The sequence below is a fragment of the Pedobacter psychroterrae genome (assembly GCF_004331695.1).
GTDB lineage: Bacteria > Bacteroidota > Bacteroidia > Sphingobacteriales > Sphingobacteriaceae > Pedobacter > Pedobacter psychroterrae.
Genome location: NZ_SJSL01000008.1, coordinates 1 through 18,984, shown reverse-complemented (window position 1 = coordinate 18,984; position 18,984 = coordinate 1). Strand labels below are relative to the sequence as shown.

Below are 18,984 nucleotides of genomic sequence, written 5' to 3'. Positions count from 1 at the left end.
AAAGCCAATGAAGATAGATCAGGAAAAGAGCGATTTTTTGGATGATATGCTAAACCACTGGCGGGATGAGCAACTGCTGACCGATGCTGAAGTAAGCCGCTTGCGCAGCAGTTATGAGACTAAAAGTTTTGACTGGCGCAGACTGGCCCAATATTCCTTTTGGATAGCGATGGCCTGCGGAGTGATCTCATTGGGTGCATTACTGATAGATGACCAGATCCTGAAATACCTGGAAAGCCTATTTGATGCTTCGGATTTGATGATCAGTATATTTTCTGCATTTGCTGCTGTGGCGCTTTATATAATTGGATTCAGGAGGAAAAAACATCAGTCGCACCTGGTATTTAGCAATGAAGCAATGGTGTTTATAGCAGTAATGCTGACTGCCAATGCAGTGGCCTATCTGGGTAAGGCGCTTGACAATGGGAGTTCGCATTTCTCATTGCTTATTTTGGCTTCAGTACTGATCTATGCCGTATTGGCCTATATTTTTAAATCAAGACTGATCTGGGCATTTATGCTGATCTCTTTGGGTGCTTGGTTTGGGACGGAAACAGGTTATCTGTCGCGCTGGAACTGGTATTTCCTTGGCATGAACTATCCCCTCAGATTTGTACTGTTTGGATTGCTGATCACCGGATTTTCGTTTTTTATTAGAAACAAGAAACAGCTGGGCCTGTTCTTTCAGACGAATTACCTCTGCGGGATGGTCTATCTTTTTATCTCTTTATGGCTGCTTTCGGTGTTTGGGAATTTTGGTACGCTGGAAGACTGGTATACTGTAAAGCAGCTCAACCTGTTTTACTGGGGGCTGATATCTGCGGCTTTTTGTGTGCTGAGCATCTACATAGGTTTGAAATACAGGGATGATGTGGCAAGGGAATTTGGCATTACATTTCTGTTCATCAATCTATACACCCGCTATTTTGAATACTTTTGGGATACCTGGCATAAAACATTATTTTTTGTGGTACTGGCTACTTCGTTTTGGCTAATCGGCCGTAAGGCAGAAAAGATCTGGAACCTGGAGTTTTTAAAGAAAGAAGGATAAAACCCTTGATGGACTATCTTAAATAAAGAACCACTTGTTTGATGATCAGGTACAATGCCAGCGCCCAAAGAAAGATGGCAATGGACTTATTGATCAAATGGCTGCTTAAGGCAAATTTTTCCTGAATATAACGCGCAAAGTATGAATAACCATACAAGGCCAACCCCGAACCCATACCGGAGCCTAAACTAAAAACAACAAGCGAAAGATAATCTGTTTGTATCCATTCGTGTAAAATAACATAATTACCAAAAAATAGCCAAAAGGGGATTTGTACAGGATTTAAAATACCCAACAACATACCATACAGCACGCTGCCTTTTTTACTGCTATTGTTATCTTTGGCTTTTGGAAGTTTATTTCGATTTATCCAGGTAAGGGTTCCCATTATTAGGAACAACATCACCATAAAAGCGTCTATATATGTACCAATTCTAACTTGATTAAAATTGGCATCGAGATTTACATCGCTGGAAAGCCACCGCGCAAAGCGCATCATTCCAAAAGTAAAAAAAACTTCAACGCAGGAAAAAGAGAGGATAAATGACCATGCCTGACGCATCCCCTTGTTGATGCTAAGCTGTGCAACCGTTAGGTTTATATTTCCCGGGGGTATGTAACCCAGGGCATTTAAAAATATGCCAAGAAACAGAGTTAAAAAAAGCATGCGCGAAGATACAATTATTTCATATGTGCTTTTAAGTACTTCGCAGTATAGGAAGTGGTATTTGCTTTAGCGAGCGCCTCAGGTGTACCCTCAAATACCACACCCCCCCCTTTATCCCCACCCTCAGGGCCGATGTCGATGATCCAGTCGGCAGATTTGATCATGTCCATGTTGTGCTCGATCACGAGGATAGTATTGCCCTGCTCTATTAGGGTATTTAATGCGATGAGCAACTTTTTGATGTCATGGAAATGAAGGCCGGTAGTAGGCTCATCAAATATAAAAAGTGTTTTGCTGGCATTGTTTCCTTTGATGAGGAAAGAGGCTAGTTTGATGCGCTGTGCCTCGCCACCTGAAAGCGTATTGGACGACTGCCCTAAATGCACATAGCCCAGTCCTACATCTACCAGGGGCTGTAGTTTATTTAATATTTTGGGTTCTTTGCTGAAAAAAGCTACTGCTTCTTCTATGGTAAGATCGAGGATATCAGCTACGTTCTTGTCCTGGTAAGTAACATCGAGTACCTGCTGCTTAAATCTTCGGCCACCACAAGTTTCGCAGGGCAGGTAGATATCGGCCATGAACTGCATTTCGATCTTAACCTCGCCTTCACCCTGGCATACATCGCAGCGGCCGCCTTCGACATTGAAAGAGAAGGCAGCTGGTTTTAAACCTGCGGCCTTGGAGCCAGGCAAGGCTGAAAATAAGGCCCTTATGTCATCCCATGCTTTCACATAGGTGACTGGATTGGAGCGGGAAGACCTTCCGATGGGGTTTTGATCAACCATCTCTACCTGGCTGACCAGATCATAGTTGCCGAAGATGCCATCGTAAGCGCCGGTTTGTTCACCTGAATAATTGCCTATGGCTTTTTGCAGTGCAGGGTACAGGATCTTTTTGATCAGGCTCGTTTTGCCAGAACCGGATACTCCGCTCACTACGGTAAATACACCCAGTGGAAACTTTACGTCAATGTTTTTAAGGTTGTTCTCTCTGGCGCCTTTGATCAGGATATGGTCTTTCCATGTCCTGCGCTTTTGCGGCACAGCGATCTGTTCCTGACCAGACAGGTACCTGCCTGTCAGACTTTTCTTGTCTTTGATGATCTGCTCATAAGTACCGCTAAAAACAAGGCTACCCCCATTTGTACCCGCCTCTGGGCCAATATCAATGATGTGATCTGCGGCCTTCATCATTTCTTCTTCATGCTCGACTACCAGCACCGTATTGCCCACATTCCGGAGTGACAACAATACTTCGATCAGCTTATTGGTATCCCTTGGGTGCAGGCCTATACTCGGCTCATCCAGTACGTAAACAGAGCCGACCAGGCTGCTGCCTAATGAGGTAGCCAGATTAATCCTTTGGGATTCACCTCCGGAGAGTGTATTGGACAACCTGTTTAAGGTTAGGTAACCCAAGCCTACGTTGTTCAGATAAAGCACGCGGTTGGCTATCTCGGCGAGTAAACGTTTGGCTATCTTTTCATCATTAGCCGAAAGATTTAAGTTTTCGAAGAAGCTGAGTATGGTAGATAATGGCATGAGCACAATATCTATGATGGACTTATCGTTTATCCTTACGTAGGATGCATCCTTGCGCAGCCTTGACCCTTTGCAATCCGGACATGAAGTCTTGCCCCTGTATCTGGACAACATGACCCTATACTGAATCTTATAAGTTTGCGCTTCCAGTTCTTTGAAAAAGGCATCTAAGCCTTCGAAATATTCGTTACCTGTCCATATGAGCTGCTGTTCCTGCTCTGTCAGTTCGCTAAATGGCCTGTGGATGGGAAAATTAAACTTAGCAGCATGTTTGATGAGCCTGTTTAACCATTCGCGCATTTTTTCTCCGCGCCAGGGAGCTATGGCATTGTCAAAAACGCTTTTACTTTTATCCGGGATAACGAGGTCTTCGTCTATACCGATCACATTGCCGTAACCCTCGCAGCGCTTGCAGGCACCGTATGGATTGTTGAAGCTAAAGAAATTTGGTGTTGGCTCTTCAAACCGGATACCATCCAGTTCAAAACGATCACAGAAATGGGTAAGCTTGCCTTCATAATCTACGTAGCAATCACCTTTTCCCTCGAAAAATGCGGTCTGCACAGAATCTGCTATACGGCTTAAAGTTTCTTCATCTGTATTGACCACAATACGGTCTATGAGGACCTGTACGGCGTTTTCATCGGTAAGCTCGAAGTCTTTGAAGGTCTCATCTTCCAGTATGGTTTCTATCTTTTGGATTTTATCCTGATAAGAGATCCTTAAAAATCCTTTTTGCAATAAGACTGCAAGTTCCTCCTTGATAGAACGGTTATTGTGCGGGAAAAGCGGACAAAAAATAGTTACTACACTTTCACTGCCCAATTCAGAAATGAAATCTACGACAGTGGAGACCGTATCTTTTTTTACGATTTTGCCTGTGACGGGGGAATAGGTCTTGCCTATACGGGAAAACAATAATTTGAGGTAATCATAAATTTCCGTAGAGGTGCCTACTGTAGAACGGGGATTGGAAGTGATCACCTTTTGTTCTATCGCTATAGCAGGCGCTATGCCTTTAATATAATCTACATCAGGCTTATTCATCCTTCCCATAAATTGTCTGGCATAGGAAGACAAGCTCTCTACATATCTGCGCTGTCCCTCTGCATATAGTGTGTCAAATGCTAGTGATGACTTGCCCGAACCGGACATCCCGGTGATTACTACCAGTTTATTTTTGGGAATTGCTACATCAATATTTTTGAGGTTATGAACTCTGGCACCTTTTATGATAATATTTTTGTGTGGATCTTTATCGATTTCCTTATTCATTGATTTCTGGATAGAATGCTGCTAATATAACCCAAAAAAGACAACATTGGTTTTTCCCGGGAACTGCAAAAATAAGGCTCTAAATCCACTTTTAAATTTTTTTAACATTTTTTATATTGTATTGTAATAAAAAAATGCTTCTTTTGAAATATTAACTGACAAATAAAACCATCATCTTAAAAACGAATAGGAGAAAAAATATAGAAACAACATCTACTAAGTATTTTTTTAGCAACAAGGGCAAGGGAAATTAGTAAGGATACTCCTATGAAATTACAACAATACAGTGATCAAGATTTGGTTAAGTTATATCTTACCGGAAACGAATCCGTTCTGGAAGAACTTCTCCGCAGACATAAGTCGAAAATTTATACTTCTATCTATTTATTGGTTAAGGATCAATATCTTGCAGAAGATATTTTTCAGGATGCATTTATTAAGGTGATCAATACACTGAGGTCGGGCAGGTACAATGAAGAAGGCAAATTTTTACCCTGGGTAATGCGGATAGCGCATAACCTGGTAATCGATTATTTCAGGCGTGAAAAACGCGGACCTGTGATTACGAGTTCGGATGGTACTGATGTATTTAACATGCTGCAGTTTCATGAAGAAAGTGCGGAAGACAGGATTTTGAGAGAGCAGACGCATGTAGATCTGCGGGCCATGATCCATTTACTGCCTAATGACCAGAAAGAAGTGCTGATCATGCGACACTATGCAGACCTCAGTTTTAAAGAAATTGCAGACCTGACGGGTGTAAGTATCAACACCGCACTGGGTAGAATGAGGTATGCGCTGAGCAACTTGAGGAAGATGATGAAAGTCAAGGAGATATCTTAATTACAGGCGAATTTATAGCGAATTTAAAAAAACAAAAAAATTGTTGTTAGGGTTAAAATAAAATTATAACAATGACGTTTATTAGGAAACTAATTCACAGTTATTGCTTATGATAGAAACCTCTACTTCATTTAACAAATTAAATTATCCACAATCAAAACAGGAAAATATGCCTGCTGAAGATTTAGAGTCTTGTGATTTGGTTTTTTACGACACCATTAAATCACAACTGGATAGCTTGTCAAAAAATCCTTCGGATGAAACGATTTCCAAGATTTTAGCGTATTCAAAGGCCAGGTAATTTACAAAGAATTAAAGCTGTCAAAATCTGACAGCTTTTTTTTATTTCATAGGGTTTATATCTAAGTTTGCGTATGCTTAAAAAAGAAAGGTATAAACGTTTTGTGTCTCATTTTTCTGCAAAGCAGCCTGATGCTGAAACAGAACTCCATTATAATAATCCGTTTCAGTTGCTGGTAGCAGTGATCCTATCTGCCCAATGTACCGACAAGCGCATAAATCAGGTTACCCCTGCACTGTTTCAGCGTTTTCCTACCCCAAAAGCATTGGCAGAAGCCACCCCTGATATTGTGTTTGATTATATAAGAAGCGTAAGCTACCCTAATAATAAGGCCAAACATCTGGTGGGTATGGCCAATATGCTGATGAATGATTTTGACAACGTGGTACCTGCTGACGTGGATGAGCTACAAAAAATGCCCGGTGTGGGCAGAAAGACGGCCAATGTAATCGCTTCAGTAATTTATAATGCACCTGCAATGGCGGTGGATACGCATGTATTCAGGGTATCAAACAGGATCGGCCTAAGCGATGGTAAAACTCCATTGGCAGTAGAAAAGGAACTGGTTAGACATTTACCCCAGGATACAATACATGTAGCCCATCATTGGCTAATATTGCACGGCAGATATGTTTGCGTAGCAAGATCACCTAAGTGCAATATTTGTGAGATCACAAGCTTTTGTAGATTCTTTCATAAAAATGAAAAATTAACTAAAATATTTAGTGATATGCCAACAGAAATAAAAAATATTTGATTAAATATTGGTTGGATTATAAATATTATTTATATTTGCTAATATAATTAGTATATCAAATCATCTTAAAGGAGTAGTTACTGACAAACATAAATATGAGCACAAACGCAGACAAATTAAAAGCATTGCAGTTAACGCTGGATAAACTGGAAAAATCATACGGCAAGGGAACGGTCATGAAATTGGGAGATAGTGCGGTAGAACCTATCGAATCCATATCTACCGGATCTATAAGTTTGGATATTGCCTTAGGGATTGGCGGTGTGCCTAAAGGAAGAGTAATTGAGATCTACGGCCCGGAATCATCAGGAAAAACTACTCTAGCCACTCATATCATCGCAGAAGCCCAAAAAAAAGGCGGACTGGCGGCTTTTATCGATGCAGAGCATGCTTTTGACAAAGGATATGCGAAAAAGCTTGGTGTAGATGTAGATAATTTATTGATATCTCAACCTGATAACGGTGAGCAGGCCCTGGAAATAGCAGACAATCTGATAAGATCTGGTGCGATTGACGTAATTGTGATTGACTCTGTTGCGGCATTAGTTCCCAAAGCGGAAATAGAAGGTGAGATGGGAGATTCGAGGATGGGATTGCAGGCCCGCTTAATGTCTCAGGCATTGCGTAAATTAACAGGAACAATTTCTAAAACAGGATGTTGCTGTATATTTATCAATCAGTTGCGTGAAAAGATCGGGGTGATGTTCGGTAATCCTGAGACTACAACAGGCGGTAATGCATTGAAATTTTATGCATCTGTCCGTTTAGATATCCGCAGGACATCTCAAATAAAGGACTCTGATGAAGTTTCGGGAAACAGGGTTAAGGTAAAAATTGTAAAGAACAAGGTAGCTCCTCCTTTCAGAATAGCAGAATTTGACATCATGTTTGGAGAAGGAATCTCTAAAACTGGTGAAATAATTGATTTGGGTGTTGATTTTAATATCATTAAAAAAGCCGGATCATGGTTTTCTTATGGCGACACAAAACTGGGACAGGGAAGGGATGCTGTAAAACAATTACTGATGGATAATCCAGAGCTATCTGAAGAAATTGAAGGCAAGATCAGGGCTGAGGTTACTGGTGATAAATTGGAAGAGAAATTATAAATAAAATAAAGCGGTTAATTAATTTATACCGCTTTATTTTTATGCTATCTGTAGCTTGGTGCATGTGATTTGGCAGGGACATCTGACCTTGCCTCCATGAATTTTTTATCAAAATTAACGATTATATAAGCTGTTATGACAATCATTATCGCTAAAATAATTAATCCCAAATAGCTTTTATGCTTATCCTTTCGTATAATCCATACCAGAAAAATTATCAAGGGAATTAGCATCAATCCAAAAAAAACTAAGCTCATTGTAACCATAATCAATCTATAATTTAAAATTCCATTCTGGATAAGGGCGCAACGTCTTGGTGCTCAAAGTCCTTATTTATATATTTATAATGACCTGCGATTGCTATCATCGCAGCATTGTCGGTACAATACTCAAAAGCAGGAATATACACATTCCATTTTAATTCTTCTGCCAGGGCATTTAATGCATTTCTTAAGCCGCTATTGGCAGAGACACCCCCAGCGATGGCAACTTCACTAATCCCGTATTGTTTTGCTGCTTTCTTTAGCTTAGCGAGTAATATAGTAACTATACTGTGCTGCACCGATGCACAGATATCATTGAGCTGTTCAGTAACGAAGTTGGGATTGACCTTTTCCTGGTCGCGAATAAAATAGAGGATTGATGTTTTCAATCCGCTAAAACTATAATTTAAATCCTTAATCTGAGGTTCGCCAAATTTGAAAGCCAATGGATTCCCCATTTTTGCGTGTCTATCTATTAATGGCCCTCCTGGGTAAGGTAGATTTAGAATCTTTGCTGTTTTATCAAATGCCTCTCCTGCCGCATCATCAAGGGTTTCGCCAATGATAGTCATGTCAAAATAGTCCTCTACCAGCACGATCTGTGTATGCCCGCCGGAAACGGTAAGACAAATAAAAGGAAATCCAGGTTTAGGATCGTCAATGAAATGAGCAAGAATGTGTGCATGCATATGATTGACCGAGATGAGTGGCAAGTCTAATGCTAATGCAAAAGACTTGGCGAACGATACACCCACAAGCAACGAACCTAGTAAGCCCGGTCCGCGGGTAAAAGCGATAGCATCCAGTTCTTTTTTGTTAACTTTAGCATCAACCAGTGCCTGTTGAATTACCGGAACAATGTTTTGCTGATGTACCCTTGAAGCTAGTTCAGGTATAACACCACCATAATTTTCATGAATTGTTTGGTTTGCAATAACATTGGCCGTAATTTTGCCGTTATTACATATGGCAACTGAGGTTTCATCGCAAGAGGATTCTATAGCAAGTATTACTGACACGTACATTATTATTAAGCTGCAAAACTATTAAAAAACTATTAAAAATACTTCTTTGGATTGTTGCATCAGTAATATTACTTGTTGCAGTAATACTATTTTCTCTTCAATTCAGACCCGTACAGACTTTCATTGCAAAAAAAGCATCTGCATATCTCTCAAGAGAACTTAATACAACTATCTCTCTGAGTGGCATTTACTTCAAGCCATTTAAATCTCTGGTAATAGAAGATCTCCTTGTTCTTGATCTTCAAAAAGACACGTTGCTAAGTACCCCAAAGTTTTTGGTAGATATCAATAAACTATCTGTAAAACAACGAATAATCGATATAAACACCGTTCAAATTAACAACGGGACTTTCAATTTAAAATCCTACAAGGATAAATCAACAAATCTCAGCTTCATTATTAACTATTTTGACCCTGGAACAACCGTTAAAAAGAAAAGAAAACCGTCCCATATTTCATTCGGAAGAGTAATATTAAACAACCTCAATTTCAGATATAAAAATTTAAGGAAGGACACTGTAATAAAAGGTGTCAACTTTGATGACTTGCACATAAGTAACCTAAACGGAATATTTGAAAAGCTAAATACAAAAGACCACCTACTTCAGGCTGACATCAAAAACCTCACCTTTAGGGAAAAGAGTGGGTTTTTCCTGAAAAACCTTACAGCCTTTACTACGGTCGACTCCAACAGCATAGAGCTAAAGAACCTGATGCTTGAAACCAATAAAAGCAAATTATCAGATTATTTTCAGATGCGGTTTGCGAGCTACAAGGACTTTAATGATTACATTAATAAGGTACGCATGAAGGCGAATTTTAAAAACAGCTTTCTTTCTTCTGAGGACATCGCCTTCTTTACATCAAAACTGGATAACATGAAGCTAGATCTTGAAGTTGACGGACAGCTCTCAGGCCTGGTAAATAATTTAAAAGCTAAAAAGCTTTCTCTAAAAACAGGAAAAGCTACTTATATAAAAGGAGATTTTAATTTGAAGGGGCTACCAAATATCAAAGAGACATTCATGGACCTAAAGATTGAAATAGCCGGAACAAATAAAACAGATCTGGATGAAATACTAAGTGATATAACAGGGAAAAAATCTAAGCTAATACCAGTAGTGATCTCAAAGTTTGGCAATATCAACTTCAATGGCTCTTTTACAGGCTTTCAAAATGATTTCATTGCTTATGGCGAGTTCAAAACAAAACTTGGCAGATTGGTTTCGGATGTAAATATGAAGATCAATAACCAGGGAATCCCCTCCTATTCGGGAAATATCAAGACTTTTGACTTTAATCTGGGCACGCTGATCAATGAGAAAACCCTGGGGAAAATATCCGCATCATTGTATATAAAGGGTCGTGGAACTGAAATAAAAAGTCTGTCTGAGCAGCTCAACGGCAAAATAGATTATATTGATTTCAATAATTACCGGTATAGAAACGTTAAGATAGATGGAATTTTTGAAAAGAAAAATTTTGATGGAAGCCTCCAGATACATGATAAAAATGTTGAATTAGCTTTTGACGGTGGGGTCAATTTAAATACTAAGCTGCCGGTGTTTAACTTTAACGCATCCATCAAAAAGGCAAAACTAAAGGAACTGAATCTATTTAAAGATTCATTAATGATAGACGCTACTTTCAGCACAAATTTTTCAGGAAACAACCTAAACAATATTCAGGGAAGTTTGTCAATACAGCAGATCAGACTAGACAATGTTAAAGGAATATATAATATTGATTCTGTTAAGCTAGTAGCTGGCGGAATTGGAAGGAATAGAAGTCTGACTATAAATTCAGATATTTTAGACGCAAGTATTAAGGGGCAATATGATTTAAACACCATTCCATCTTATTATAAAGCACTGGCTAAAAGATATATCCCATCTTTAAAAACATCAGGTGTAAAGTTCAATGATCAGATTTTTCAATTCGACCTCAAGGTAAAGAGGTTTGAACCTATAGCGGAGTTGTTGGTGCCTGGACTGGCAATCGAGGATGAAGCAGTTTTCATCGGAAATTTCGATTCACCAAACAATATTGCAACTTTGAACGGCTTTGTTAAGAAACTAACTTACAAAGGCATAATTGTAAATAATGTGATCGTAGATGAGAATACATCTGCCAATCAACTACAGGCAATCATAACTTCCGACCGCATAGATTTAAATGACAGTCTCTACATTAAAAACGTCAACATTTCTAATATCCTGCGAAATGATAGTCTTGCATTAAACATAAAACTCGCTAATTCAGATGACTTAAATCAACTGGATCTGAATGGTCTGATGGAATTTGGCAGTGACACTTCTGTTCGTGTAAGTATCTTGCCGTCAATTCTGAAAGTGAACAATGAAGAATGGAAAATCCAGGAAAAAGTGAATATCAACTTTAACAATGGCAAAACTGAAATAAACAATTTTGATCTGAGCAATGGACAGCAGCTACTTACTGTAGATGGTGTGCTTTCAAGCAACCCAGAAGATTTATTGGTGATTGGGTTCAAGAATTTTAGCCTCACGACACTGAATCCATTTGTAAAAACACTCGGGATTAAATTATCAGGGAAGGTAAATGGTAATACAAAGCTATATAACATTTTAAAATCTCCAAGAATTTCGGATAATATTAAGATCGACTCACTTACCTTTAATAACACAATTATTGGCAATTTGATAGATACATCCTCTTATGACCGAATAAACAATGCAGCCAACATCTATACAACTATAGTTTCTGGCAATAAAGAGACGCTAAATATATCCGGAAATCTTGACCTGGAGAAGAAAGAGGTTGATCTGGGTATTAAATTAGATCAAAGTGAACTTGCGGTACTGGAACCTTTTGTAAAGGTATTGGTGTCGGATCTTAAAGGTCGGATTTCGGCAGATTTGACCGTTAAAGGATCTTTTACAAAACCAGGAATTAACGGAGAGGTATCGTTTGATAAAGGCCAGGTGACAATCAACTATTTGAAAACCTCTTACATTCTGAATGATGAAGTTACGGTTAATAACAGCGTTATTGACATCAATGACCTTAAGCTAGTAGATGTTGAAGGTAATGAGGCCATTGCAAATGGTACGGTAGATCTAAATAAAATAAGCACCCCAACGCTAGATATTACCATTGAAGCTAAAAATTTCATGGCGCTCAATACTACCGAAAAAGACAACAGTCTCTACTTTGGAAGAGCATACGGTACGGGCACTTTTAAGTTTAAGGGACCAACCAATAAGATGTTTATTGATATTGATGCTAGTACAGAAAAAGGAACTGTTTTTAACCTGCCGCTAAATAGTTCAGAAACAGTCTCTAAAAAAGACTTTATCACATTTGTGAGTAAAGACACAGTGGCTAATTCAATCAAAAAGCAAACAAACTTTGATGGCCTTACCATGAGCTTGAAACTAGTGGTAGATGCCAATAGTACAGCTAATATCTTTACTACTCTTGGAAACCTGAGCGGCAGGGGATATTCCAAAAATCTGTCATTAAATATAAATAGCCTTGGTGATTTTGAAATGTCCGGAGATTATATTATTGAAAGCGGAAGCTTTGATTTCACTGCTCAGGAGATTATCAATAAGAAATTTAATATCAGGCAAGGGGGAACAATAAGATGGACAGGCAATCCAACTAATGCACAAATTAATCTTAAAGCTATTTATTCTTTAAGAGCAAGCTTAAGCGATCTGTATACTGCAGCTAACAGGGAGGCTAGTAATTCTGACGATAGGGTGCTTACTGAAGTAGAGATGGGATTAACAGGTGCTTTATTAAAACCAGACCCTAAGCTGGATATCTTATTTCCTTCTAATCCGGCTATTAAAGAAGACCTGCAGTCTTATTTTAATGATGACAACAATCGTAACTTACAAGCACTTAGTTTAATAATCCGAAGAAGCTTTGCTCCGGGAACTGGTAAGGAAGCACTCGGAAAGCAGCTGACATCGGGGGTAGCAAGTACGGTAACTGAACTCTTATTCAACCAGTTTAACAATGTGCTTTCATCATTAAATCTGGACTTTGTTGATATAAACATCCGGTCATTAAATGAAGCAAATGCCTCGTTCAGGCTGTTCAACGACAGGGTAATTCTGAATGCCGGTATTGTTGACCGAAGAAGCACCAACGATCTCTCATTTACTAAAAATGATGTAGGAGGCGAAGTAGAGGTACTCACGCTCATTAAAAAGGATGGCACCCTGGTTGGTAAGCTGGCAAATAAACCCCCTACACAGCAAAGCACCTTCTTTAACATTGGAGGAATTAACCCGAATACCAATGTTACTTCTCTTGGCTTAATCTATACTCAGCAGTTTGATAGTTTCAGGGAGTTTCTTCAAAAGATCACAGGCGAATACCGACGGAATCAACAAAATAAAGCTAAAGAAGAAAAACCAGCACCTGCTGTAGTTTCCAAAAATAAGGAAGCCGTAATTACTGAGAAAAAGAATAAGAAAAAATAGTGGGTTCCTTACCCCTTCATGATCTGATGTCCCATTTTATCTCTTTTAGTTCTAAGATATAGCTCATTATGAACATTACTTTGAATTTCAATAGGAATATTTTCTACTATCTGCAGACCATATCCAATTAAACCAGCTCTTTTTGTGGGGTTATTGGACATCAGCCGCATTTTGGTGACACCCTGAGCCCTTAATATTTGTGCACCAACACCATAATCACGCTCATCACCTTTGAATCCCAGTTTAATATTGGCTTCAACGGTATCGAAACCAGCATCCTGAAGATTATAGGATCTTAATTTATTGACCAGACCTATCCCTCTTCCCTCCTGATTCATGTAAACGATCACACCTTTACCTTCTTTGTCTATCATCTCCATCGCCTTATGCAATTGCGGACCACAGTCACACCTGCACGATCCAAATATGTCGCCAGTAACACATGAACTGTGAACCCTTGCTAATACAGGTTCATCTTCCGACCATTCACCTTTACTAATTGCCAGATGTGTAGCGCCTGTATCAAGTTGGGTATATGCTGTCATCTTAAAGTCTCCCCATTGAGTAGGAAGATTTACAGTCACCTCTGGCTTAATTAGGCTTTCTTTGCTTAATCTGTAAGAAATCAGGTCCTTAATGGATATAATCTTTAGTTTATGCTGAGCAGCAATGATCATCAAATCCGGAAGTCTGGCCATTTCACCGTCTTCCTTCAATATTTCGACTAAAACCCCTGCCGGCTCCATTCCAGCCATCCTGGCAAGATCAACAGCTGCCTCTGTATGGCCTGAACGTCTCAGCACACCACCATCCTTAGCTCTCAACGGAAAGATGTGTCCGGGCCTGCCCAGCTCGGCCGGATCTATTTCATGGTTAATTAATGCAAGAATAGTTTTAGATCTGTCAGATGCAGATATTCCGGTAGTACAGCCATATCCCTGGAGGTCAACAGAAACTGTAAAATTTGTTTCATAGACTGCTGTATTTTTTCCAACCATCGCATCCAACCCCAAGTCATCGCATCTCTGTTCTGTCAAAGGAGCACAAATCAAACCTCTTCCATACGTTGCCATGAAATTTATCATTTCAGGAGTCGCATTCCGTGCTGCGGTGACAAAATCACCTTCATTCTCCCTATCTTCATCGTCCACCACAATAATGGCCTTTCCAGCCTTTATCTCAGCAATGGCTTCTTCTATCTCATTGAGCTTGATTTCCATTTTATGAATATGTCAATAATCGAATTGCGTAATAAGCAGTTTGATCTTTAATGTTGAATTACAAAGTTACAACCTAAAGGCTCAATATCATTAAATTATATTATCATAAATAAGTAATCAATATTATTAGGATGCCAGATAAGCAAATTTTATGGTGAGGTATTTGTCTTGTCTTGCTTTTTGAAAAGATTTGTGAGTAACTGCTTAAAATAATTGACATCAAACAAAGCTGAATCTACAGTTGCTTTGTAAGTTAAAAATGCACCTAATGGCGATAGGACAATTATTGCCAGCCACATACCGAAAAAAGGAAGAAGTGAGCCTGTTGAAGCTGATTTCTCTGAAACTGTGGCAATTATATGGTATAAAAGGAAGAAAATAATTGCCATTACAACTGGCAAACCCAATCCGCCCTTTCGTATAATCGCACCTAGCGGAGCCCCGATGAAAAACAAAAGCAAACAAGACACAGCCAGTGTAAATTTCCTTTGATATTCCATTTGGACTTTAATAATGTTCTTGACCCTATCCTCGTGATCAACCATTCTGGCAGATACAGTTTGCTTAACAGAGGTGGCAAGATCCAGTGCACTTTGTACTATCGTAAGTCTGTCGTGTTTCGGAAAGGAATTTAACACATCAGATTTGAACTTCCTGGGTTCCGTTTGTATTTTAGAATAGCCTTTAACATAATTACTCTGCTTGTAATAGCTGTTGATATTTGCAGTAGAAAATTTGTTTATGCTATCGAGATCTTTTGAAAGAGAATCCTGTTTTTTAACTAAACCTTTTAGGTTCAGCATTTGCGTATTACCGCTAAAATCTTGCTCATCAGTCCTGTTCATCTTAAAGCTTGAAATATCAAATTTTTGATCAGTCTCTGAAAACCTCATCCTTGTGAGTTCCTGCCTTTGGTTGGTATAAGTGTTTCTGCCTGAAGATTCTTCATACCTGACACCATTTTTTAGCTTCAAGAGAAGGTACTTCTCATCGCTAGACATATGACCTTCTTTGGCAATGATAATTTTTGCTATGCCGCTTGTACTTGTATGGTCATAGATCATAACATCCTGGAGCGTTCCGTCTTCGCCCTTTTTATTCACCCTTATAGAATATCCGGGAATACTATTGTTGAATACACCTTCTTTTATTAAAAATGACAGCTTCTTATTAGTAATGTCCCAAAGCAGCGAACCATATTTAAGGTTTGCTTTTGGGAGCATGTAATCAGAAAACACAAAAGAACTGATTGAAATAAAAATAATGAGCATCAGAAGCGGCATCATAGCCTTCTGTAAAGACAGCCCTGCTGACTTTATAGCTACTAGTTCGTAGTTCTCTCCAAGTGTACCAAAAGTCATGATAGAAGACAGCAATACGGACAAAGGCAAAGCCATGGATACATTTGCTGCAGATGCATAATACATCAGTTCAAGTATAATATACCATTCGAACCCTTTTCCTATTAAATCATCAACATATTTAAATAGAAAAAGCATAAGCAAAATAAACATCACAATAAAAAATGTGACGAAGAAAGGCCGGATGAATGCTTTGAGTAAAAGTAAATGAATCTTTTTCAATGTACAAATGTAGGCAAAGCTATGGAAAAACTATGCACCAATTACACTGTGCAAATAGTTTATCTGATTATCCCAAATTAATGTTCTTTCTGCTCTGGTTTCATCTGTAGCAAAATCTGTTATTGATAGCGCCACATCATTGGTTAATTCATCCTGGACAATCTCCATTTCAAAATAACAATGCGGTTCGTCATCTACCCACTTAAACTTTACTGATCTGTTTTCCTTAATGCTTAATAGTTTTGCCTTCTGGATTTCATCATCCCATGTAAAGGTATATACTTGATCACGAAAAATCACATCATCTGCGAACCATTGCGAAAGACCATTTGGCTCACTAATAAAACTAAACAAAATGCGTGGAGACGATCTCAATTCATATTCCAATGTAAACTTTTTCTTTTCTGACATCGATAAACACTTATATCTTGAATTATTAGACTATTTTTTATTATTTGTTTCTAAAGAAAAGTAATTTATTCTATATTTGCAACTCTTTAAAAATAAGAATTCCGGCGGGGTAGCTCAGATGGTTAGAGCGCAGGATTCATAACCCTGAGGTCGGCAGTTCGATCCTGCTCCCCGCTACTTAAAAGCCCATCTGTTGATGGGCTTTTTTTGTTTTAGTAAACCTCTCCATATTTTACATTAGTAATAGTTGCCAAAGTAATTTGTAATTATTTAACGGAATATGAAGCCGCCATTTTTAGTGCATTGTAGGCATTTACAATTCCACCGCTTATAGAAATATCCGAGAATGAAGATCTTACAGTCTCGTTCTTCTCATTCTTGTACTTCACTTTTTGCTGGACTTTAGTTACAGATTTCATAATAATTTCCCGCACTTGGTAAGGCTTTAAATCGGGATAATAACTTAGTAAAAGTGCTGATAGCCCGGAAACAACAGGAGCTGCCATACTGGTTCCATCAAATTCTTCATACTTCGATCCTGGCACAGTGGAATTTATCATAAAACCAGGTGCAAACACGTCAACACTATATTTACCATAATTTGAAAAGGAAGCCTTTAATTCACTGTCATTAGCATACGTACTCGCACCTACTTCAATCCAGTTATTGGCATGAGGTAAATTAAATTTTGCTGTATCAATCTGGGCTTTTTTGAAAGCACTGCTTTGATTTCTCATTTCAGGACGCTGCATCTGACCTTGCATTTGCCCTGATCCAGGTTTAAGTAAATCTTTCAATGCCTCAACACTTTTCCTTCGGCTCTCTTTAGCGTAGGCTATGGCCTCTGGAGTATCAAAATATTTATTTGGATAATTTTCTTTGACATCTATATTCTCGTTGTCATTACCCGCTGCATGAATAAGTAATACTCCATGTTCTTCAGCATACCGAACTGCGTCATCCACAATTTCCTTATTCCACTTAAATCCTTTACCAAAGCTCATATTAACAATTTTAGCACCATTGTCAACTGCATATCTAATACCATTAGCCACATCTTTATCTCGCTCGTCTCCCTCAGGAACTACCCGAATTGCCATTACACTTACATTGTTGGCAATTCCGTTGATTCCTAATGAATTATTTCTATTAGCCGCAATAATTCCAGAAACATGGGAGCCATGATCTGCATTTGGGCCAACTACGTCATTGTTGCCATATATTCGCTCTTTAGCATCACTGTAATTATCTCCTACCAATTCTTGTCTTAGATCATATTTCATATTTAAGTTGTACTTTAGCATTACATCATATTGCTTGTATGCATCCTTCATCTCTTTATAGAATTTCTCAACGCTTCCGTTTTCTTTAATTCCATTTTTTATATATTTAACATAATATCCCTCCTCATCACTATCAGCTTTATACCTCTCAATATCGTCTGCTGATGGAATAGACTTACTATTCACTAATGCAACAGAGTCTAAAATTTTCGTAACTGTGGAAATAAATCCAAAGGCAGCGTGAGCATTATCATACTTTTCACCAAATTCTCTCGTTACGCGCTGATACAATGCATATTCTTCCTTCTGCGTACTATCCAGTACTGTTAAATTAGTAGTAGATATATATTTAATTAACTTTCTCCTAATCCTTGTTAATTCAAGGTTATCGAATTCAAGGTTACCTGCCTTAGATCCAATGAAATTCCAACCATGTACATCATCTATGAATCCATTGCCATCATCATCAATGCCATTTCCAGCGATTTCCTTGGTATTTGTCCATAAGATATCTTTTAAATCTTCGTGATTGATGTCAACTCCTCCATCAATTACTGCTACAATCACTTTTTGCTTTGGCTGAAGATTAACTAACAATTCTTTATAAGCTTTTTCGGTACTTATACCAAAGTATCCATCTTCGATAAGGTCAAGATTATACCAATTTGGAGGTAGCTTAACTTTCTTACTTTGTGCAAACGTAATATTGGTAAAAAAGCAAAATATGACAATAACTAAATATTTAAGTTTCATTCCCGTGTGTTTTATAAAAAATAAACGTAAAATACAATTATACGGTTTTATTATTTTCAGGTTAAAAATTTAGCATATTTTAACAAATAAACGCCCATGTTTAAATCACCCTTTTTTAAACATCTTCTACAGACTTTGCATTGTTTTGTTGTGTCTGAATGGATCGGTGTGGTTGGACTTTGCCATTGAAGCGTCTTTAGCAGTGCCAATGAATTACCTTTAAGTCTTTATTCTATTGTCCCTGTTTGGTTTAGGGTTTAGGAGGGGATTTTTATATACAAGAAAAGCCTGTAGTATTTCTACTACAGGCTTTCTTTAAGATTTGGCACCGACCTACTCTCCCACGTGTTACCGCAGTACCATCGGCTCTGGTGGGCTTAACTTCTCTGTTCGGAATGGGAAGAGGTGGACACCACCGATA

Annotated in this window: 13 protein-coding genes, 1 tRNA gene and 1 rRNA gene; 7 read left to right on the top strand and 8 right to left on the bottom strand. The window is 38.5% G+C overall.

From position 1 onward, the window contains the following. The first annotated feature begins 7 nt into the window (after positions 1 to 7). Positions 8 to 1,051 (top strand): DUF2157 domain-containing protein, encoded by a 1,044-nt coding sequence (locus EZ437_RS19225; protein WP_131597701.1) that lies wholly within the window; start codon positions 8 to 10, stop codon positions 1,049 to 1,051. A gap of 13 nt (positions 1,052 to 1,064) precedes the next feature. Here EZ437_RS19225 and EZ437_RS19220 read toward each other — a convergent pair whose 3' ends face one another. Next, positions 1,065 to 1,718 carry a LysE family transporter gene (locus EZ437_RS19220; protein WP_131597700.1) on the bottom strand — a complete coding sequence of 218 codons (654 nt, stop codon included), beginning with the start codon at positions 1,716 to 1,718 and terminating at the stop codon, positions 1,065 to 1,067. Positions 1,719 to 1,732: 14 nt separating this feature from the next. Continuing rightward, positions 1,733 to 4,537: an excinuclease ABC subunit UvrA gene (gene uvrA, locus EZ437_RS19215; RefSeq protein ID WP_131597699.1), complete on the bottom strand. Its 2,805-nt coding sequence runs from the start codon at positions 4,535 to 4,537 to the stop codon at positions 1,733 to 1,735. 267 nt (positions 4,538 to 4,804) lie between these two features. On the opposite strand from uvrA, the gene EZ437_RS19210 reads away from it, so the two are divergent. The 4 genes from EZ437_RS19210 (at position 4,805) to recA (ending at position 7,547) form a co-directional block, all read left to right on the top strand. Further along, positions 4,805 to 5,380 (top strand): RNA polymerase sigma factor, encoded by a 576-nt coding sequence (locus tag EZ437_RS19210; RefSeq protein WP_131597698.1) that lies wholly within the window; start codon positions 4,805 to 4,807, stop codon positions 5,378 to 5,380. 109 nt (positions 5,381 to 5,489) lie between these two features. Further along, positions 5,490 to 5,681 carry a hypothetical protein gene (locus tag EZ437_RS19205; RefSeq protein ID WP_131597697.1) on the top strand — a complete coding sequence of 64 codons (192 nt, stop codon included), beginning with the start codon at positions 5,490 to 5,492 and terminating at the stop codon, positions 5,679 to 5,681. Between the two features lie 73 nt (positions 5,682 to 5,754). Further along, positions 5,755 to 6,438: an endonuclease III gene (nth, locus tag EZ437_RS19200; protein WP_131597696.1), complete on the top strand. Its 684-nt coding sequence runs from the start codon at positions 5,755 to 5,757 to the stop codon at positions 6,436 to 6,438. A 95-nt stretch (positions 6,439 to 6,533) separates the two neighbouring features. After that, positions 6,534 to 7,547 carry a recombinase RecA gene (gene recA, locus EZ437_RS19195; protein WP_131597695.1) on the top strand — a complete coding sequence of 338 codons (1,014 nt, stop codon included), beginning with the start codon at positions 6,534 to 6,536 and terminating at the stop codon, positions 7,545 to 7,547. Between the two features lie 280 nt (positions 7,548 to 7,827). Here the strand turns inward: recA and tsaD are convergent, their stop codons facing one another. After that, a complete protein-coding gene (gene tsaD / locus EZ437_RS19185) occupies positions 7,828 to 8,829 on the bottom strand; it encodes a tRNA (adenosine(37)-N6)-threonylcarbamoyltransferase complex transferase subunit TsaD (RefSeq protein WP_131597693.1) in 1,002 nt (333 codons plus the stop codon). Between the two features lie 551 nt (positions 8,830 to 9,380). Between tsaD and EZ437_RS19180 the strand changes: the two genes are divergently transcribed. Then, positions 9,381 to 13,313, top strand: coding sequence for a translocation/assembly module TamB domain-containing protein (locus tag EZ437_RS19180; protein ID WP_225869628.1), 3,933 nt, complete (start codon positions 9,381 to 9,383; stop codon positions 13,311 to 13,313). Between the two features lie 8 nt (positions 13,314 to 13,321). Here the strand turns inward: EZ437_RS19180 and EZ437_RS19175 are convergent, their stop codons facing one another. From EZ437_RS19175 to EZ437_RS19165, 3 genes are all read right to left on the bottom strand, one after another. After that, complete coding sequence (locus EZ437_RS19175) at positions 13,322 to 14,533, bottom strand: bifunctional 3,4-dihydroxy-2-butanone-4-phosphate synthase/GTP cyclohydrolase II (RefSeq protein WP_131597691.1); 1,212 nt, start codon at positions 14,531 to 14,533, stop codon at positions 13,322 to 13,324. 149 nt (positions 14,534 to 14,682) lie between these two features. After that, on the bottom strand, positions 14,683 to 16,116 hold the full coding sequence (locus tag EZ437_RS19170) for an LptF/LptG family permease (protein ID WP_131597690.1): 1,434 nt from the start codon (positions 16,114 to 16,116) through the stop codon (positions 14,683 to 14,685). Positions 16,117 to 16,146: 30 nt separating this feature from the next. Beyond that, positions 16,147 to 16,527 (bottom strand): START-like domain-containing protein, encoded by a 381-nt coding sequence (locus tag EZ437_RS19165; protein WP_131597689.1) that lies wholly within the window; start codon positions 16,525 to 16,527, stop codon positions 16,147 to 16,149. A gap of 103 nt (positions 16,528 to 16,630) precedes the next feature. On the opposite strand from EZ437_RS19165, the gene EZ437_RS19160 reads away from it, so the two are divergent. Next, a tRNA-Met gene (locus EZ437_RS19160) sits at positions 16,631 to 16,704 on the top strand. Positions 16,705 to 16,793: 89 nt separating this feature from the next. Here EZ437_RS19160 and EZ437_RS19155 read toward each other — a convergent pair. Continuing rightward, positions 16,794 to 18,563 (bottom strand): S8 family peptidase, encoded by a 1,770-nt coding sequence (locus EZ437_RS19155; RefSeq protein WP_131597688.1) that lies wholly within the window; start codon positions 18,561 to 18,563, stop codon positions 16,794 to 16,796. A gap of 320 nt (positions 18,564 to 18,883) precedes the next feature. Further along, a 5S ribosomal RNA gene (gene rrf, locus EZ437_RS19150) occupies positions 18,884 to 18,984 on the bottom strand; the annotation flags it as partial.